This window comes from Streptomyces sp. T028, from assembly GCF_048159505.1.
Taxonomy (GTDB): domain Bacteria; phylum Actinomycetota; class Actinomycetes; order Streptomycetales; family Streptomycetaceae; genus Streptomyces.
In genome coordinates, this window is the sequence record NZ_JBLRVZ010000049.1 from 1 (window position 1) to 16,548 (window position 16,548).

The following is a 16,548-nucleotide window of genomic DNA, read 5'->3' on the forward strand; positions in this document are numbered from 1 at the left end:
GCCACAGTCGTAGCCGCCTGGTCAGGCCACGACCAGCCCGACAGCCCCACCCGAAAGCCCGAAACGGGCATCACGTCACGTACTGCCCTCTGAGACCCGAGAGCGGCGGCGATGAACTCGCCATTGGTGGTGCAACGTCGAGGAGTAAACCCGCACATGGGGTCTCTGACGTGGCAACAAATATGCAACGCTCAGCAAGCGGACTACTCCGGCAAACGGCTTACCATCTTGACGAAGCGTCACCCTGCCGCCTTTAAAGGGGCGCACGGCAGCAGCCCAGGCCGCCTACTGCGCGCCGCTGCACCGCAGCCCTTTCACGGCATCCATTTCCGGGCTTCACCGGCGGGCGAAGAGCTCCCCTGAGAATGAAGAGAGACAACACCTAACCGATGAGCGTCATTCAGCGGTTTCTCCACTCGTACGGTGCCGAGTCCATGACGGCACACAAGGTTCCCCGGATCGCCGCCGCCGCGTTGGCCGTCGTGCTGAGCACGCCCGGCGTGGCCGCCGCCGCCGACTCCGCGGGCGACGAGGACACCACGTACTACATCTCGCTCGGTGACTCGCTGGCGTCCGGCTACCAGCCGGACGTCGACAAGGACACCTCCGTCGCCTACACCGACCAGCTCTACCAGCAGCTCAAGCAGCGTGAGCCCGGGCTCGAGCACATACGCCTCGGCTGCACCGGAGAGACCACCGAGTCGCTACTCAAGGGCGGCAAGTGCGAGTACTCCGGCGCCAAGTCCCAGCTGGACGCCGCGCTGAAGGCCATGGCCGAGCACAACGGCAAGGTCGCTTACGTGACCATCGACATCGGTGCCAACGACATACGGGCCTGCGTCGCCGCGACCGGTTCTGTCGACGAGGACTGTCTGAAGAAGGCCGGTCAGTCCATCGCCGGCAACCTGGCCCAGATCACGGGCGCACTGAGCAAGGCGGGCACGCAGGGCACCCAGTACGCGGGCGCGACGTACTACAACCCGGTCCTGGCGGCATGGCTGCTCGGTGATGCCGGGCAGAAGAGCGCCAAGGAGTCGGCTCCCCTTGTCAAGGCCGCGAACACGGCCATCTCGCAGGTGTACGCCACCACCGGCTTCAAGGCGGCGGATGTCGCCGGAGCCTTCTCCTCGGACGACTTCGACCAGCTCGTCACCTTGCCCGTCTTCGGCGAGGTGCCCGCGAACGTGGCCAAGATCTGCCAGCTGACCTGGACCTGCACGAAGCAGGATCCCCACCCGAACCCGGCCGGCCACAAGGTGATCGCAGGTGCCTTCGCGGCGGTCCTGCCGGCGAGCAGCACACAGCCGGGGGACAGCGCCAGCCCCGAGCCGACCGCCTCCGCTTCGCCGACCGCCTCGGCCGGCTCCGGCGAGGAGAGCGACGAGGCGAGCGACGAGGCGACGTCCGGCAGCAGCCAGGGCACCGGCGCGAACCAGCCGAAGGCGGACGGCGATCTGGCGGAGACCGGCTCGTCGAGCAGCACGCCCGTCATCGCGGGCACCGCTCTGGCAGCCATTGCCCTCGGTGCCACCGCGCTCTTCGTCGTACGTAAGCGCCGTACCACCGATCAGGTCTAGCCGGTCCAGCCGGCAGCAGCGAGTCGTTTGGAGTGGTGGCGCGGCTACCGGCGGTGCACGGCGTAGGTCAGGTGCGTCACCCGCCGCGTCGGCTCCGAACGGACCGGCTCCAGCGCGACCCTGGACGCGTCCACGCCGTCGAACAGGCGGGTGCCGGAGCCGAAAAGCACCGGTGCCAGCGTGATCGAGAACGCGTCGACCAGGCCGGCGTTCAGGTGCTCCAGGATCGTCGCGCCGCCGCCGGCGATGCGGACGTCCCGGTCGCCGGCGGCCTCGCGGGCCTGGTCGAGGGCGTGCTCGATGCCGTCGTTGACGAAGTGGAACGTGGTGCCGCCGGGCCGCTCCCACGGCTCACGCCTGGTGTGTGTCACGACGAAGACCGGGGTGTGGAAGGGCGCCTCCTGCGGCCATGCCGGCTCGCCGAGGTCGAACATGCGCTTGCCCATGACGCTCGCGCCGGTGCGCTCGAACGTCTCCCGCGCGATGTCGTTGTCGCGGCCCTCCTCGCCGCCCTCGCCGAGCTTCAGGTTCTCCCGGATGAACCGCAGCGGGAACAGCCACTGCTGCAGCTCCGTCCACTGGGCCAGCCAGCGCTGGACCCGCGGGTCGTCCTGGTTGTCGGGCGCGAAGAAGTCGTCGACGGGCACGGACTCGGGCGCGACGAAGCCGTCCAGCGACATCGTCACGCTGAAGAACACCTTCCCGGCCATCAGCTCTCCGCCCCCTTCCGCGCGAGGTCGGTGACGTAGGCCGCCAGGCTGCTCAGGGTCTGCCGGCCTCCCTCGATCGCGTGGTACTTCTCGACCGCCAAGTCGCGCAGTTCCCTGGTGGGGAACACCGTGCGCATCACGATCCGGGTCGCCGCGCCGTCCGGCGTGAAGGTCAGGACCGACTCGAAGGCGTTCGGGTCGTCGCGGGACTCGCCGTGCAGCAGCGCGATCCGCTCCGGCGGGGCGATCCGCAGCCAGCGGATCCACTCGGAGTAGTCGGTTCCGTCCGGCCCGTGCAGTACGAAGACCCACTCCCCGCCCTCGCGGAACTCGAAGGACCGCGTGGTGGTGGTGAACCCGTCCGGACCCCACCACCGCGACAGGTGCCGGACCTCGGTGAACGCCTCGAACACCAGCTCCCGCGGGGCGTCGATGACCCGGGAGATCACGATCTCCCGGTCGGCCGTCGCCGGCTCCGCCCACGTTTCGCGCCTTGCCGCTGCCATCGCTCAGTCCTCCTGCCGTGTCTGCTTGAGGTCCTGCACGTAGGTGTCCAGCCGGTCGAAACTCTCGTTCCAGAACCGCTCGAATCCGCCGACCCATTCGTGTATCGGCCGCAGCCCGCGGGCGTCCAGACCGTAGAGGCGCTGTTTGCCCGCCTCGCGGACCCGCACCAGCCCCACCTCCCGGAGCACCCGCAAGTGCTTGGACGCCCGTGGCTGGCTCATCCCCAGCTCCTGGGCCAGGTCGGTCACCGGCCGCTCACCTGCCCGCAGCAGCGCCAGGATGTCCCGGCGCTGCGGCTCGGCGATCGCGTTGAACGCGTCCGACGTCGTCGCTGCTCGTGCCATGGGAGCCATCATATTCCCATATCGGAATACATCAAGCTCGGTGCGGCCCGGGACGGTGGCTCTCGCCATGCGTTCCGGGCGCACCCTGGATATGTTGAGGAGCGGAGACAACATGCCACAACGCGTCGGAACGGATGGCGACGATCATGTCCGCATCGACTGTTCCCCCATCGGATGCGCGGCCCCTTCAGCAGGATGCCTCGGGCGCGGACGCGAAATCGGCCGGTGAGGCCGCCGCGCACGCTGTCACGAGCCACAGCGTGACGCTCGACGTTTTCGGCACGCGCATCGAACTGCTCCCTCCCGAGCAACTCGCCTTTCTCGCGGGCGTCGGCGTACTCGCCGCGTGCGAGATCCTCGAATGGCCGGTGGCGATGGTCCTCGCGGTCGGCCACCAGCTCGCCCACAGTCATCACGGCCGGATGCTGCGCGAGTTCGGTGAGGCCCTGGAAGAAGCCTGAGACCGCCGACTTCCGTCGCCTCCCGCCGCTCCCCGCCGCCTTCCGTCGCCTCAGCGGGGGGCCGCGTCCGGTTCGTCCGTTGCCGAGGGGTGGATGTATCTGCCTCGGGTGAACGGGGTGAACCAGTCGTCGAAGGCCACGGGGGCGACGTCGAGGGTCATGTCGTCGTAGTGCCGGTCGTGGTCCGGGTCCTCGTACAGGTGGTCGGCCAGCGTGTCGAGGGCGGCCGACACGTCGTCGTCGAGGAGGTCGTGCAGTTCCAGGATCATGGTCGTCTGGCCCAGGAGGAGTCTCAGGGCGAGTTCCTCGGCCACGCAGCCGAGCCGCTGGAAGCTTCCGTCGGTGAAGCGGGTGGTCAGGGCTATGACGGTGACCAGGAAGCGGCGGGCGAAGTGGGCGTCGTATTCGAGGGCGTACCGGTCCGGGAGGCGCTCCAGGTGCCACAGGGGGCCTTCGCACTCCGCGACGGTGGCGTCCTCCTGGGTCAGGACGTGGACGTCCTCGAAGAGCTCGTCCACGAGGACGTCGGTCGCGTGGACGAGCGCGCCGGCGGCGAGTCTGGCGCTCTCCGCGGGCACGGCGAAGCCGTCCTCGTCCTCGAAGACGCCGAACACGGCCGGGGCGAGGGAACGCAGTTCGTCCGCCAGCTCCAGCATCCGGCTCCGTACGGCCGCGGATCTCCGCTCGGCGTCGTCGCCCGCGTCGGTGACGTCGTCCGTCGGGCCCTCGGTGTGGCGGGCCTTGCGGGCGACGGGGTCGTCGGGCGGTGCGTCGGGGCCGTCGGCGGCTTCGAGGCTCGCCATGGCGAGGTCCTGGTGGAGTTCGACCTCGCAGCGATCGATCTCCCAGTCGGCCAACAGCTCGGTGCGTTCCAGGAGTTCGTCGACGAGCACGCGCACCGAGTCCTCGGCGAACTCCAGGGCCGGAGCGTCCACGACGACCTTCAGAAGGGCTCCGCCGGGGTGGACGGCCACGATGGTGTCGAGGATGTCCACCTCCAGTCCGTCAGGCCCTTCGACGGCCTTCACGGAGTCGAATCCGTCCTCGATGAGCGCCACCGCACCGGCGCGCTGAAGGGGGTCCATCTCCGGAGTGCCCTCCGGGATGCAGGTGTCCACGGTCACTACGTACGTCACGCGTCAGAGCCTTACAAAAGGAACCGCCTCGCGCGAGAGTGCGGACGCATCCGTGCAGTGAATTCGATCTGTCCGAGGTGAGGGGCGCCACCCCGAATACGTCCATGGCCGCGCCCGTGCCGTTGAACGCGGAACCGGCAGCTTGGCTACGCTTGACACCATGTACCCATTAAGGGCGATACGCGCATATTCGGGCACGAGTCCAAGAGGTCGGGGTTGAGGATGCCGGGGCGAGCCTCCCTGGCTCGCGCCTCCCTCGCGCGCGCCTCCTTGGCTCGCGTCTCCCTGGCCCGCGCCTCCCTCGCGCGCGCATCCCTGGCCGTCACCGTCGCCGTCGCCCTGACCCTCGTCGGGGCCTGCGGCGGGGGCGGAGGCAGCGGCGGGAACGGCAACGACGGCGACATCACCGTCGGGCTCCTGCTCCCGGGCGGTGGCGCCTCCCGGTTCGGGCAGTTCGACCGGCCCCTGATCGAGAAGAAGTTCAAGGAGCTGTGTCCGTCCTGCCCCGCCGTCAGGGTCGCCGCCACGCCCGATCCGGCGGTCCAGCGGCAGCAGCTGGAAGCCATGATCACCCGAGGGGTGGACGTGCTGATCGTGGCCGCCGTCGACCCCAAGCTGCTGCGGCCGTCGATCGTGGCCGCGGACCGGGCAGGCATCCCGGTGGTCGCCTACGACCGCCTCGCGCAGGGCCCGATCTCCGGTTACGTCACCTTCGACGGCGCCGAGGTCGGCCGGCTCCAGGGCGAGGGGCTGCTGGAGGCGATGGGCGCGGAGGCGGACGGCGGGCAGATCGTCATGATGAACGGAGCCACGACCGACCCGAACGCCGACTGGTTCAAGCAGGGCGCCCTCTCCGTCCTCAAGGGCAAGGTGAAGATCGGAAAGTCGTACGACACGGTCGGCTGGCGTCCGGAGAACGCCTTCGTCAACATGCGCGGCGCGATCGCCGACCTGGGTGCGGACGGCATCAACGGCGTCCTGGCCGCCAACGACAGTCTCGCCGGCGCCGTGATCTCCGCCCTCAACGCCACCGAGGTCAGGCCGCTGCCGCCGGTCACCGGGCAGGACGCCGACCTGGTGGCCGTACGGCGCATCGTCAAGGGCGACCAGTACATGACGGTGTACAAGCCCTACAAGTCCGCGGCCGACGCCGCCGTGGAGATGGCCGTGGCCCTGGGGCGCGGCGAGCCGGTCGAGTCCGTCGCCACCGCCACCGTGGACAACGCCACCACGAAGGACATCCCGGCGGTCCTGCTGCCGTCGGTGTCGGTGACCGTCGGCACCATCGAGGACACTCTGATAAAGGATGGTTTGTACACAGTCGAGCAGATCTGTACCCCTGAGCTCCGGGCCGCCTGCGCCAGGGCGGGACTCACCGGCGGGTGACCTTTCGGGCGCTTCCTCACAGGCGGAAGGAGGTGGGCAGTGCCGGTTCAGCCCCTGCTGGCGTTGCGCGGCGTCTCCAAGCGGTTCGCCGCCGTCCAGGCGCTGGTGGACGTCGAGCTGGAGATCGGGGTCGGGGAGGTGGTCGCGCTGATGGGCGACAACGCCGCCGGGAAGTCCACCCTGGTCAAGGTGATCTCGGGGGCCGGTCCCGCCGACAAGGGCGTCATCGAGTGGCAGGGCAGCGCCATCACCATCAGACGTCCCCAGGACGCCCAGCTCCTGGGGATCGCGACCGTCTACCAGGACCTCGCGATGTGCGACAACCTGGACGTCGTGGGCAATCTCTTCCTCGGCCGGGAGATCCACCGGCTGGGCATCCTGGACGAGGTCGAGATGGAGCGCCGCACCCGCGATCTGCTGCACACCCTGTCCATCCGCATCCCCGACGTACGGGTGCCGGTCGCCGCGCTGTCCGGCGGTCAGCGGCAGGTCGTCGCGATCACCCGTTCGCTCCTCGGCGCGCCCCGGCTGCTCCTGCTCGACGAGCCCACCGCCTCCCTGGGCGTCGAGCAGACCGGCCAGCTCCTCGACCTCATAGAGGAACTGCGCGAACGGGGCCTCGGAGTCCTGCTGATCAGCCACAACATGGGTGACATCAAGGCCGTCGCCGACCGGGTCGCCGTCCTGCGCCTCGGACGCAACAACGGCGTCTTCGACGTGGACACCGCCTCCCAGGAGCAGATCATCTCCTCCATCACCGGCGCGGCCGACAACGCCGCCGCACACCGCCCGACCCGCACCGAGGAGGCCTGGCCGTGAGGGAGCCCACCCCGGGAGGCGGCGGCGACACGTCGAACGGCGGCGCTTCGAGCGGCGGCCCATCCGACGGCCACGACAGCCACGACGGCCACGGCCGGTACGCCGCCCAGCTCACGGCGTACGCCCGGGCCGTACGCCACCGGCTGCGCGAGCGCGACCTCGGCCCCGCCCCCGTCCTCCTCGCCCTCGCGCTGACCTGGATCGTGTTCCAGGCGCTCGACCCCAACTTCCTCTCGCCGCGCAATCTGTCCATCCTCAGCGTGGACATCGTCGGGACGGGCATGGTCGCCGTCGGCATCGTCTTCGTGCTGCTGATCGGCGAGATCGATCTGTCGGTGGGCTCGCTCGCGGGCCTCGCCGGAGCCGTGTTCGCGGCGCTGAACGTGACCCTCGGGATGCCGGAGTGGCTCGCCGTGATCGTCGCGGTGGTCTGCGGTACGGCCGCCGGGGCCCTGCACGGGTTCTCCTTCGCCAGGATCGGCGTACCGGCGTTCGTCGTCACCCTCGCGGGCCTGCTGGCCTGGAACGGCCTGATGCTCTACCTGCTGGGCACGGAGACCTCCATCAACTTCAGCGACGAGGGGCTGGTCGCCCAGCTGACCAGCCGCTACTTCAGCACCGCCGCCGTCGGCTACGGACTGGCGGCGCTCGCCACGGCCGCGTACCTCGTCCTCTGCCTCCACGACCGAAGACGCCGCGGCGCCGCCGGGATGCCGTACCGGCCGGTGGTCGACATCTGGATCCGTACGGCCCTGCTCGCGGCGGTCACCTTCACGTCCGTCCATGTCCTGAACCGGTTCGAGGGCCTGCCGCTGGCGTTGCTGATCTTCCTCGCGGTGGTCGTCGTCTCGGACGTGTTCCTGCGCCGTACCCCGTACGGCCGCAAGATCCTCGCCCTCGGCGGCGGGGTGGAGGCGGCGCGGCGGGCCGGGGTCGACGTGACGCGCGTAAGGATCGCCGTGTTCATGGTGTCGGGGACGCTGGCGGCGGTGGGCGGTCTGTTCGTCGCCTCGCGGCTCACCTCGGCGAGCCAGGTCCCTGGCTCCGGGATGCTGCTGATCAACGCGATCGCCGCCGCCGTCATCGGCGGCACCAGCCTGTTCGGCGGACGGGGCTCGGCCTGGTCCGCGCTGCTGGGCGTGCTGATCATCCAGTCGATCGCCTCGGGCATGGCCCTGCTGGGGGTGGGCTCACCGGTGCAGTTCATGATCACCGGCGGGGTGCTGTACACGGCGGTGGTCCTCGACGCCCTGACCCGGCACTCGGCGGAGACGCATGGGCGGGCGTGAGCGCTACAGGGCGTCGCGGTGGGTGAGGGCCGCCTCCAGGCGGTCGTTGCAGCGGGCGGCGGAGGCGGCGAGGGTGTCCGGCTGCTCCTGGTGGGCCCGCAGGGCGGCGCTCATCAGGGTCATCACCAGGCTCACGTCCGCCTCGCACTCCACGCGGACGGTCACCCAGTGCGAACCGGGGACCAGCCGGATCGCGGTGGAGCGCCGCAGGTCAGGCCCGTAGCGGCGGATCGCGCCGGCCGTGAGGTGCAGGTCGACACCGTGGTCGGAGTGGAAGTGGGCGATCTCGCCGCCGGCCGAGCCGAGCGCCCGGCCGGTGCCGCAACTGGACCGGACCTCTGTGAGGTCCGGCCAACTCACCAGCTGTGCCAGGGCGTGCCAGGCCGTCGTCATGGGCCCATCATGGGGTGCTCACCGCACGGACACCAGGGTTTGAGGGAGACGTAACCGGGACGTAGCGTCCCGCCGCCGGCGCGAGGGCGGGGGCGAGGGCGGGGGCGAGGGCGGGGGCGAGGGCGAGCGAGGGTGTGTGAACACCCGGGCGCCGCCCCCCGTACCCCTGAGGGACCGATCTCCGCCCCGCAGGGAGTCCCGATGTACCGTCCCGTCCGTCGTCTGCTCGGTGTTCCGGTGTGCGCGCTCACCGCGGCGCTGCTGCTCGCCGGGTGCGGTGGCGGCTCCGGGGACGGGGGTGAGGAGCGGGCGGCCGCCTCGAAGAATGCGGTGCCGACCGCCCGTCCGATGACCCTGGAGGCGCTGGGCAAGGCCGTCGGCTGCACGACGGCGCCCGAGGAGGCGGGCAAGACGCTCGACTTCCGGCAGGGTGTGTGCGAGTCGGCGGACGCCGAGTTCGTGCTGCTGACCTTCGACGCGGCCGAGGGCCAGCGCGGCTGGCTCGACACGGCGATGATCTACGGTGGTGTCTATCTCGTCGGCAACCGCTGGGTGCTCTCGGCCGATCCGCGTTCGGAGATGGAGAGGCTGCGCGGGGAACTCGGCGGCGAGATCGAGGAGTCACCGTACGGCGCGAGTCCTTCGGCCTCCTGAAGCCACCGACTCGGTCAACTCTGTCATCGGCGTCCCCCGAGATGCCCGAATGAATCAGTTTGAGTGAATAACTGGCAAATGCCGTAGGTCGGTTGCGTCCGCCCCTACTGTCCATCCAGTCGCCGCCATCACCGAACAGAGGAGGCCGGCTGTGGTGCAAGTACGGGTCAACGAAGGTGTGCTGTGGGTGGAGGGAGAGGCCTACCCCCTGCGCAACATCTCCCATGTCGGCCAACGGGTGCTGGTGGTCGACCGACGCGCGGCCTGGAAGCGGTTCATCCAGCGCTCCGTCGTCTGCTTCTTCGTCGGCGGGCTCGTCGGGGCCGGGGCCGGCACCCCCGGCCTGATCATCTGGCTCGCCGTGCAGGGTCTCCTGATCTGGCAGCTCGTCAAGGTCCTCAGCAAGCCGACCCTGTACGGCCTCGTCCTCAACACCTCCGGCACCCAGCGCGACGCCGTGTGGTCCACGGAGAAGGACGAGATCACGTACCTGGTCGGCGAGATCACCAAGGCGATCGGCCACCCGGACGTCGCGCAGATCACCTACAACGTGCAGCACGCCGTGAACGGCGACGTCATCAACCAGTACGGCGACAACAACGTCGGCAAGAACCAGCACAGCGGTTCCGGGAACATCGTGGGGTCGCGATGAACGGCGACCACATCCAGCAGTACGGCTCCGGGAACTTCGGCAAGGTCGTCCACAGCGGTTCCGGCGACATCGTGGCCGGCGGGAAGTACACGGGCGGCGGCCCGGACGCACGGGCGGCGGCCCTCGACACCCTGCTCACGGAACTCCAGGCGTTGCGGCAGCACCTGGACGCCGGCCGCCGCGCGGAGGTCGACGCGGCGGTGAGGGAGATCGGCGCCCATCCGTCCGGCGAGGGGTTCCGCAGAGTCCTGGAGCGGATCGCCGGGATCGCCGCCGTCCTGGGCGCCGTGGGAACTCCGGTCGTCACCGCGGTCATGGCCCTGATGGGCACCTCGTGACCATGTGGCCTCGTGACCATGTGGCCTCGTGGCCTCGTGACGGGAAACCGGGTCAGTTGTTGTACGACTCGTCGTACGGGTCCCTGGGTTCGGGTGTCGGCTTCGCCGCCGTGACCTCGAGGTAGGGGATGGGGCCGTTGTTGACGGGGTCGCGGGCCTGGCGGGGGGTGTAGGTGCCGGTGACGGTCAGCCAGGCGTCGGGCTGCAGGACCGGCGGGATGGCGCCGGTCAGGGCGACCTTGACCGGCTGGGCGTCCGCCGCACAGCAGTTGAGGGCCATGCGGACGAGGTAGGGGGTGCCGTCGCGGTCCAGGGCGATGAATCCGGTGAGCCGGACGCGGCGGCCTTCGAGGGTGCGACCGTGGTCGTACACCGCGCGGCCCGCATAGTCGACGATGCCGAGGGGCAGCGGGTCGGTGGCCGGGAGGGCCGGGTAGGCGAGGGGTTCCTGCAGGGCCGTACCGGTACGGGTCGCGCTGTAGGAGCCCAGGGCCGGCGGGGCGACCAGGATCAGGGCGAGGAGGGGAAGGACGAGCAGCCAGGAGATACGGGGTTCGGGGTGGGTGTGCCCGTGGTCGTGCTCGCGTTCGGGCCCGCCATCGTGCCCGTGGTCGTGCTCCTCCTTCGCCCTCCGCCGCTCGTACCACGCCGTCGCCAGCGCCGTGACGATCAGGATCGCGCCGGACGCCAGCAGCAGGGGCCGTAGACCCGCCTTGACGTAGCGGAGGTAGAGGTCGGTGGTGCCGGCGTGCAGGAGGGCCGTGCCGAGGAGGAAGAGGACGGCCGCCTGGGACTGTCGGTTCACAGCAGGACCGCTCCTGTCAGTACGGCCGACGCGATGGCCAGGGCGAAGGTCATGGGGGCGAAGCGCAGGGCGAAGCCACGGCCGAAGGTGCCCGCCTGCATCGCGAACAGCTTGAGGTCGATCATCGGGCCGACGACCAGGAACGCGAGCCGGGCCGTCAGGGAGAACTGGGTCAGGGACGCGGCCACGAAGGCGTCCGCCTCCGAGCAGATCGACAGGATCACCGCGAGCAGGGCGAGGGCCAGGACCGCGACGAACGGGTTGCCCGCGGCCGTACGCAGCCAGCTCTCCGGCGCGACCGCCTTCAGCGTGGCCGCCGCCATCGCACCCACCACCAGGAAGCCGCCCGCGTGCGTCACGTCGTGCCGCACCGAGTCCCAGAACGCGGCGCCCCTGGTCTGCCCTTCGTGATGCGCGTGCGCCGGGGGCCGCATCCAGTCCGTGCGGCCCACCCGCTGCCACAGCCAGCCCATCGCACACGCCACGAGCAGGCTCGCCACGAACCGGGCCAGGACCATCTCCGGGTTCCGGGGGAAGGCCACGGCCGTCGCGGTCAGCACGATCGGGTTGATGGCGGGGGCGGAGAGGAGGAAGGCGAGGGCGGCGGCCGGGGTCACGCCCCGGCGCACCAGCGCCCCCGCGACCGGCACCGAGGCGCACTCGCAGCCCGGCAGGACCGCCCCCGCCATTCCGGCGACCGGCACGGCCAGCGCCGGGCGGGAGGGCAGGGCGCGGGCGAAGAACGAGGGCGGCACGTACACCGCGATCGCCGCCGACAGCAGCACGCCCAGCACCAGGAACGGCAGGGCCTGGATCACGACCGCCACGAACACCGTCGTCCAGCTCTGCATCACCGGCGCGGACAGGGCCCGGCGGATGGGGCTCTGCAGCAGCACCAGGAGGAGCAGGAGAAGGGTCAGGGCGAGGGGGGAGGTCAGCCGCCGGGGCTCCTCGGCCGGCGCGGGGGCGGCGGGGGCGGCTGCAGGCGCGGGCGCGGGGGCGTCCGGGCGGGTGTCCCCGTCCTGCGGGGCCGCCTTGGTGATGGCCACAGGTCTGGCACCTCCGCGTTCCGTGCTGCTGGCAGGGTGCCGCTGCGCCCATCCTCCCCCACTCTCGGCTTCGCTCGAGCGGGGGGACCCCCATCGCCCCAGCGGCACGACTGCCCGCAGCTACGCCTCGCATTCCCTCCTTTCTACGGCGCCGGGGTGCCCGGTGTTCACAGCAGGGGCCCGCCCCGTGGAACCTCCCGTCCCGGTGAGGCAGTCTTCTCCCTCGTGGGGAGCGTTCCGAATCAGGGCAGGGCGCCGGGTGTCACCGGCGCGCACATGGTGGTGTGCGGCGACGACGGGCTCGCGCACCGGCTCGCGGCCGAACTGCGGGGTGTCTACGACGAGCAGGTCACGCTCGTCGTACCGCCCGCCGAGCGCTCGGTGCGGCCGCCGGTCGTCGGGCGCGCCCGCGCGGTGTCGGCGGCGCTGCTCGACCGGTGGGTGAGCGCGGCGGTCAGCCGGGCGGCCGGCAACGGCACCGCCCCCACTCCCGGTGAACCCGCCGACGGACAGCGCACGTTGGAGGCCGTCGAGCCCACCGAGGCCGTGCTCGCCGAGGCGGGCGTGGAGCGGGCCGCCGCGCTGGCGCTCGTGTACGAGGACGACGAGACCAACATCCGCGCGGCCCTGACCGCCCGTCGGCTCAACCCGCACCTGCGGCTCGTCCTGCGCCTGTACAACCGCCGGTTGGGCCTGCACATCGAGGAACTCCTCGACCAGGCCGCCGCGTTGGCCTCCGGCGGCGGTACGGCGGCCGGGGGCGACGCCTCGACCACCGTGCTGTCCGACGCCGACACCGCCGCGCCCGCGCTGGCCGCGTCCGCCGTCGCCGGCACCACCAAGGTCGTCCAGACGGACGGGCTGATGCTGCGCGCGGTCGAACGCCCACCGGGTGAGCCCGCCGGTGGCCGCCCCACCCTCGCGCTGCTGTCCGCGAACGCGGGCGACCCGGCCTTCGCGGACGGTTCGGAGAACAGCGGGGATCAGGGGCCGCTGCTGCTGCCGGACGCGGACGCGGTGCGGGAGGCGGCCGGGCGGCGCGGGTCGGTGGAGCTGGAGCAGGTGTCGTACGCGGCCCGCCCCGCCCCGCAGACGGGCCGGGGCGTCGGGGTCGTGGCGCCGGTCGCCGCCCTCTTCTCCCGGCGGCTGCGGTGGTCGCTGGTCGGCCTGGTGGGGTGTGTGTTCGCGCTGGCGGTGGCGTTGTGGGTGGTGACGCGGATCCATCCGCTGGGCGCGCTGTATCTGACCCTGCTGGACCTGTTCGCGATCAACGATCCGGCGATCGGGGCGAGTACGTCCCGTCAGGTGCTGCAACTGCTGTCCGGGCTGATGGGGTTGCTGCTGCTGCCGGTGCTGTTGGCGGCGGTGTTGGAGGCGCTCGGCACGTTCCGGGGGGCGGGGGCGCTGCGGCGGCCGCCGCGTGGGCTGGGCGGGCATGTCGTGCTGCTCGGGCTGGGGAAGATCGGCACCCGGGTGCTGACCCGGCTGCGGGAGCTGAACATCCCCGTGGTGTGCGTGGAGGCGGGGCCCGAGGCGCGCGGGCTCGCGGTGGCGCGGCGGCTGCGGGTGCCGGTGGTGCTGGGGGACGTCACCCAGGAGGGGGTGCTGGAGGCGGCGAAGATCCACCGGGCGCACGCGCTGCTCGCGGTGACCAGCTCCGACACGACGAACCTGGAGGCCGCGCTGTACGCCCGTACGCTCCGGCCCGATCTGCGGGTGGTGCTGCGGCTGTACGACGACGACTTCGCGACCGCCGTGTACCGGACCCTGCGGGCCGCGCATCCGCAGGCGCTGACCCGGAGCCGGAGTGTGTCGCATCTGTCGGCGCCGTCGTTCGCGGGGGCGATGATGGGGCGGCAGATCCTGGGGGCGATTCCTGTGGAGCGGCGGGTGTTGCTGTTCGCCGCGCTGGAGGTCGGGGGGTGTGCGCGGTTGGCGGGGCGGACGGTGGGGGAGGCGTTTCGGGCGGGGAGGTGGCGGGTGTTGGCGCTGGACACGGGTGAGGGTGGGGACGGGTTGGTGTGGGACCTGCCTGACACGTATGTGCTGCGGGACGAGGATCGGGTGGTGCTGGCGGCGACTCGGAGGGGGCTGGCGGAGCTGCTGGGGCGGCGGAGGCGGGGCGCGTAGCCGCCGGAGTCGATGCGGGCCGGGGGTGGGTCCCGCTCCCCCGCGCCGGCGGGGTGCCGCCGCGCCCACCCGTGCCGCCTGGGGGCACCTCCCAGGCCCTTAAGGCACTGGGGGAGGCACGACTGCCCGCGGCTGCGCGGCTGCGCGGGAACACCAACCGCTGCTGGGGTGGGCGCCTCCCCAGCGGCACGACTGCCCGCGGCTGCGCAAGCTGAAAGGGGCGCGGGGAACTGCGCGACCAGCCCCCACGCACCCGCACCCGGCCGCCCGCACCCGGCCGCCCGCACCCGGCCCCCGGCCCCCGGCCCCCTACTTCAAATGCCTCTCGGCGAACTCCAGTTCCAGTCTTACCTGTTTGATGCGTTCGTCTACGACCAGTGAGCCGTGGCCCGCGTCGTAGCGGTACACCTCGTGCACCGCCCCCCGGGCCTCAAGCCGCTTCACGTAGTTGTCGATCTGGCGGATCGGGCAGCGTGGGTCGTTGACGCCCGCCGAGATGTACACCGGGGCCTTGACGTCGTCGACGTACGTCAAGGGCGACGAGGCGTCGAAGCGGTCGGGGACCTCCTCCGGGGTGCCGCCGAGGAGCGTGCGGTCCATCGCCTTCAGCGCCTCCATCTCGTCGTGGTACGCCGTGACGTAGTCCGCGACCGGCACCGCGGCGATCCCCAGCGTCCACGCGTCCGGCTGGGTGCCGAGGCCGAGGAGGGTGAGGTAGCCGCCCCAGGAGCCGCCGGTGAGGATCAGCCGGGCGGGGTCGGCGAGTCCCGAGCCCACCGCCCACTGCCGTACCGCCTCGATGTCCTCCAGCTCGATCAGCCCGACCCGCACCTTCAGCGCGTCCGTCCAGGCACGCCCGTACCCCGTCGAGCCCCGGTAGTTGACGCGGATCACCGCGTACCCGTGGTCGACCCAGGCCGCCGGGGCCGCCGCGAAGGCGTCGCTGTCGTGCCAGGTGGGGCCGCCGTGGATGTCGAAGACGGTCGGCAGGGGCCCGCTCGCACCCGCGGGCTTCTGGACCAGGGCGTGGATCCGGCCGCCGGGGCCCTCCACCCACACGTCCTGCACGGCGACCGAGCCCGGGGACTTCATGCCGGGCGGGTCGAGGACGACCTGTCCGGTCGTCGAGCGGACCACAGGCGGCTCGGCGGCGGAGGACCACAGGTACTCCACGCTGCCGTCCGGCCGGGCCGTGGCCCCGGAGACCGTGCCGCGCGGGGTCGGCACCCGCTCGAGACCGCCGCCGGCGAGGTCGTACCGGAACAGCTCGCTGCGCGCCTCGAAGCTGTGTGCGATGAGCAGCCCGGAGCCGTCCGGGTACCACTCGGCGCTGACGTCGCCCGGCAGGTCCAGCGCCAGGTCGGTCTCCTCGCCCGTGGCCACGTCCCACACCAGCGGCTCCCAGCGGCCGCGCCGCTGGTGCCCGATCAGCAGCCGGGTGTCCCCGTCCACCGGGGCGAAGCCCAGGACCTCCAGGCCCAGTTCCTCCTTGCCGCCGTCGGTGTCGTCCAGCTCGGCGACGGTCGTGCCGTCCGGGCGGACCACCCGCAGCGCGGAGTGCATCGCGTCGCCGTGCTCGGTGTGCTCGATCGCGATCAGCGTGCCGTCGTGGGAGAGGTCCCCGACGCCCGCCGACTCACGGTGGCGGTACAGCGCGAAGGGGGGCTCCCCGAGCCGCGCCACATGGATCGTCGTCCCCTCCTCGTCGGTCGAACGGCCCACCACCGCCGTCCGCCCGTCGCGGCCGAGTGCGAGGCCCGCCGGGTACGACGGGTCGAGGCCCGGCGTCGCCAGCTCGTCCTCGCCGCCCTCGAAGGGCTGTCGGCGCCAGACGCCGAACTCGTCGCCGTCCTTGTCGTCGAACCACCAGATCCACGCGCCGTCCGGGGAGAGCACGCCGTCCGTCGTGCCGTTCGCCCGTTTCGTCACCTGCCGCTGCTCGCCGGTGGCCCGGTCCCAGGCGTACAGCTCATACGTACCCGTCGCATTGGAGACGAACAGGGAACGGTCAGGCGTGTCCTCCGCCCAGTCCGGCAACGACACCCTGGGCGCCCTGAAGCGCTTCTCCCAGTCCGGCATCTCCTCGTACCGCCCCGGCGCGGCGGACCCGTAGCTCTCAGTCATGGACCCATACTGCCCGCCCTCGGCGACAAACGACCGCCGAGGAGCCCGCCCTGTGGATAACCTTTACATCCGCGCAGGTCAGACGATTTTCGATGGCGACTGCAACGACTGCGGCCCGACCGGTCGCCGAAGGCTCGCGACCCCGCGCCCGGGCGCCGGAACCGTGCCACGTAC

General features: G+C 71.5%; 17 protein-coding genes. 9 read left to right on the forward strand and 8 right to left on the reverse strand.

Annotated features, from left to right (window positions below; genetic code table 11):
• The first annotated feature begins 434 nt into the window (after nucleotides 1-434).
• Entirely contained in the window at nucleotides 435-1,577 is a 1,143-nt protein-coding gene (locus ACLZN2_RS38750) for a GDSL-type esterase/lipase family protein (protein ID WP_416984293.1), read from the forward strand.
• 44 nt (nucleotides 1,578-1,621) lie between these two features.
• On the opposite strand, the gene ACLZN2_RS38755 is transcribed toward ACLZN2_RS38750, so the two are convergent.
• The 3 genes from ACLZN2_RS38755 to ACLZN2_RS38765 are packed head-to-tail and all read right to left on the reverse strand — an operon-like array spanning nucleotide 1,622 to nucleotide 3,138.
• Nucleotides 1,622-2,287: a dihydrofolate reductase family protein gene (locus ACLZN2_RS38755; RefSeq protein ID WP_416984294.1), complete on the reverse strand. Its 666-nt coding sequence runs from the start codon at nucleotides 2,285-2,287 to the stop codon at nucleotides 1,622-1,624.
• Nucleotides 2,287-2,793: an SRPBCC family protein gene (locus tag ACLZN2_RS38760; RefSeq protein ID WP_416984295.1), complete on the reverse strand. Its 507-nt coding sequence runs from the start codon at nucleotides 2,791-2,793 to the stop codon at nucleotides 2,287-2,289. The genes ACLZN2_RS38755 and ACLZN2_RS38760 overlap by 1 nt, the downstream gene beginning before the upstream one ends.
• A 3-nt stretch (nucleotides 2,794-2,796) precedes the next feature.
• The gene (locus ACLZN2_RS38765) at nucleotides 2,797-3,138 is read right to left on the reverse strand and encodes an ArsR/SmtB family transcription factor (RefSeq protein ID WP_416984296.1); all 342 of its coding nucleotides are present in this window, start codon (nucleotides 3,136-3,138) and stop codon (nucleotides 2,797-2,799) included.
• A 134-nt stretch (nucleotides 3,139-3,272) separates the two neighbouring features.
• Here ACLZN2_RS38765 and ACLZN2_RS38770 point away from each other — a divergent pair, with 134 nt between their 5' ends.
• Nucleotides 3,273-3,599 (forward strand): hypothetical protein, encoded by a 327-nt coding sequence (locus tag ACLZN2_RS38770; protein WP_416984297.1) that lies wholly within the window; start codon nucleotides 3,273-3,275, stop codon nucleotides 3,597-3,599.
• 50 nt (nucleotides 3,600-3,649) lie between these two features.
• Here the strand turns inward: ACLZN2_RS38770 and ACLZN2_RS38775 are convergent, their stop codons facing one another.
• Nucleotides 3,650-4,735: a hypothetical protein gene (locus tag ACLZN2_RS38775; RefSeq protein ID WP_416984298.1), complete on the reverse strand. Its 1,086-nt coding sequence runs from the start codon at nucleotides 4,733-4,735 to the stop codon at nucleotides 3,650-3,652.
• A gap of 222 nt (nucleotides 4,736-4,957) precedes the next feature.
• On the opposite strand from ACLZN2_RS38775, the gene ACLZN2_RS38780 reads away from it, so the two are divergent.
• Genes ACLZN2_RS38780 through ACLZN2_RS38790 form a run of 3 tightly spaced genes read left to right on the forward strand, consistent with a single transcriptional unit; the run spans nucleotide 4,958 to nucleotide 8,229 of the window.
• Complete coding sequence (locus ACLZN2_RS38780) at nucleotides 4,958-6,121, forward strand: sugar ABC transporter substrate-binding protein (protein WP_416984299.1); 1,164 nt, start codon at nucleotides 4,958-4,960, stop codon at nucleotides 6,119-6,121.
• Nucleotides 6,122-6,160: 39 nt separating this feature from the next.
• Nucleotides 6,161-6,940, forward strand: coding sequence for an ATP-binding cassette domain-containing protein (locus tag ACLZN2_RS38785; RefSeq protein WP_416984300.1), 780 nt, complete (start codon nucleotides 6,161-6,163; stop codon nucleotides 6,938-6,940).
• Nucleotides 6,931-8,229, forward strand: a complete 1,299-nt coding sequence (locus ACLZN2_RS38790; protein ID WP_416984409.1) for a sugar ABC transporter permease — start codon at nucleotides 6,931-6,933, stop codon at nucleotides 8,227-8,229. Before ACLZN2_RS38785 ends, ACLZN2_RS38790 begins: the two co-directional genes overlap by 10 nt.
• Nucleotides 8,230-8,232: 3 nt before the next feature.
• Here the strand turns inward: ACLZN2_RS38790 and ACLZN2_RS38795 are convergent, their stop codons facing one another.
• Nucleotides 8,233-8,622, reverse strand: a complete 390-nt coding sequence (locus ACLZN2_RS38795) for a luciferase family protein (RefSeq protein WP_416984301.1) — start codon at nucleotides 8,620-8,622, stop codon at nucleotides 8,233-8,235.
• A 201-nt stretch (nucleotides 8,623-8,823) separates the two neighbouring features.
• Here ACLZN2_RS38795 and ACLZN2_RS38800 point away from each other — a divergent pair, with 201 nt between their 5' ends.
• The 3 genes from ACLZN2_RS38800 (at nucleotide 8,824) to ACLZN2_RS38810 (ending at nucleotide 10,266) form a co-directional block, all read left to right on the forward strand.
• Nucleotides 8,824-9,276 (forward strand): hypothetical protein, encoded by a 453-nt coding sequence (locus ACLZN2_RS38800; protein WP_416984302.1) that lies wholly within the window; start codon nucleotides 8,824-8,826, stop codon nucleotides 9,274-9,276.
• 151 nt (nucleotides 9,277-9,427) lie between these two features.
• Entirely contained in the window at nucleotides 9,428-9,928 is a 501-nt protein-coding gene (locus ACLZN2_RS38805) for a DUF6232 family protein (protein WP_416984303.1), read from the forward strand.
• Entirely contained in the window at nucleotides 9,925-10,266 is a 342-nt protein-coding gene (locus ACLZN2_RS38810; RefSeq protein WP_416984304.1) for a hypothetical protein, read from the forward strand. The genes ACLZN2_RS38805 and ACLZN2_RS38810 overlap by 4 nt, the downstream gene beginning before the upstream one ends.
• Before the next feature lie 52 nt (nucleotides 10,267-10,318).
• On the opposite strand, the gene ACLZN2_RS38815 is transcribed toward ACLZN2_RS38810, so the two are convergent.
• Entirely contained in the window at nucleotides 10,319-11,071 is a 753-nt protein-coding gene (locus ACLZN2_RS38815) for a TIGR03943 family putative permease subunit (protein WP_416984305.1), read from the reverse strand.
• Nucleotides 11,068-12,120, reverse strand: coding sequence for a permease (locus ACLZN2_RS38820; RefSeq protein ID WP_416984306.1), 1,053 nt, complete (start codon nucleotides 12,118-12,120; stop codon nucleotides 11,068-11,070). Before ACLZN2_RS38820 ends, ACLZN2_RS38815 begins: the two co-directional genes overlap by 4 nt.
• Before the next feature lie 276 nt (nucleotides 12,121-12,396).
• Here ACLZN2_RS38820 and ACLZN2_RS38825 point away from each other — a divergent pair, with 276 nt between their 5' ends.
• Nucleotides 12,397-14,250: an NAD-binding protein gene (locus tag ACLZN2_RS38825; RefSeq protein WP_416984410.1), complete on the forward strand. Its 1,854-nt coding sequence runs from the start codon at nucleotides 12,397-12,399 to the stop codon at nucleotides 14,248-14,250.
• 309 nt (nucleotides 14,251-14,559) lie between these two features.
• Here ACLZN2_RS38825 and ACLZN2_RS38830 read toward each other — a convergent pair whose 3' ends face one another.
• Nucleotides 14,560-16,374: a S9 family peptidase gene (locus ACLZN2_RS38830; protein WP_416984307.1), complete on the reverse strand. Its 1,815-nt coding sequence runs from the start codon at nucleotides 16,372-16,374 to the stop codon at nucleotides 14,560-14,562.
• Nucleotides 16,375-16,548 lie beyond the last annotated feature (174 nt).

Coding starts and splice junctions, on each gene's coding strand:
- ACLZN2_RS38810 (WP_416984304.1), top strand. CDS start 9,925: ATGAACGGCGACCACATCCAGCAGTACGGCTCCGGGAACTTCGGCAAG.
- ACLZN2_RS38755 (WP_416984294.1), bottom strand. CDS start 2,287: ATGGCCGGGAAGGTGTTCTTCAGCGTGACGATGTCGCTGGACGGCTTC.
- ACLZN2_RS38780 (WP_416984299.1), top strand. CDS start 4,958: ATGCCGGGGCGAGCCTCCCTGGCTCGCGCCTCCCTCGCGCGCGCCTCC.
- ACLZN2_RS38770 (WP_416984297.1), top strand. CDS start 3,273: ATGGCGACGATCATGTCCGCATCGACTGTTCCCCCATCGGATGCGCGG.
- ACLZN2_RS38825 (WP_416984410.1), top strand. CDS start 12,397: ATGGTGGTGTGCGGCGACGACGGGCTCGCGCACCGGCTCGCGGCCGAA.
- ACLZN2_RS38800 (WP_416984302.1), top strand. CDS start 8,824: ATGTACCGTCCCGTCCGTCGTCTGCTCGGTGTTCCGGTGTGCGCGCTC.
- ACLZN2_RS38750 (WP_416984293.1), top strand. CDS start 435: ATGACGGCACACAAGGTTCCCCGGATCGCCGCCGCCGCGTTGGCCGTC.
- ACLZN2_RS38830 (WP_416984307.1), bottom strand. CDS start 16,374: ATGACTGAGAGCTACGGGTCCGCCGCGCCGGGGCGGTACGAGGAGATG.
- ACLZN2_RS38760 (WP_416984295.1), bottom strand. CDS start 2,793: ATGGCAGCGGCAAGGCGCGAAACGTGGGCGGAGCCGGCGACGGCCGAC.
- ACLZN2_RS38765 (WP_416984296.1), bottom strand. CDS start 3,138: ATGGCACGAGCAGCGACGACGTCGGACGCGTTCAACGCGATCGCCGAG.
- ACLZN2_RS38795 (WP_416984301.1), bottom strand. CDS start 8,622: ATGACGACGGCCTGGCACGCCCTGGCACAGCTGGTGAGTTGGCCGGAC.